Source organism: Pseudomonas persica, assembly GCF_900291015.1.
Classification (GTDB): Bacteria; Pseudomonadota; Gammaproteobacteria; order Pseudomonadales; family Pseudomonadaceae; genus Aquipseudomonas.
Genome location: NZ_OLKL01000112.1, coordinates 1 through 278, shown reverse-complemented (window position 1 = coordinate 278; position 278 = coordinate 1). Strand labels below are relative to the sequence as shown.

At 56.1% G+C, this 278-nt stretch carries 1 pseudogene; it reads left to right on the top strand.

Features of this window, described 5'->3' with window-relative positions:
• A pseudogene (locus FQ664_RS25920) lies at positions 1 to 245 on the top strand (hypothetical protein); the annotation flags it as partial.
• Positions 246 to 278: the final 33 nt, after the last annotated feature.

The window sequence follows — 278 nt, the reverse complement described above, 5'->3', positions numbered from 1 at the left end:
AGCTTGGCTTGCTCAAGCCGGGCCCGGTCCTCGATCTTTGCAGTATTACCTTCCAATTCGACGCACCGATCGCCGGCATACCCCAGGACATGCTGCTGGTCGAAAAGGCGCTGGAGGGTGAAGCCGGGTTCAATGGCGTTTCCTTGCAGCTGGATAACGGGCGTTTCCAACACCAGCGAGATGAGCTGGAGGCATTGATGAAAACCAAGGATGCACAAGGGGAGTATCGGTTCGACCTGCATTAGGCAATGGCTATGGCGCCAGGTAGCCTTTGATAC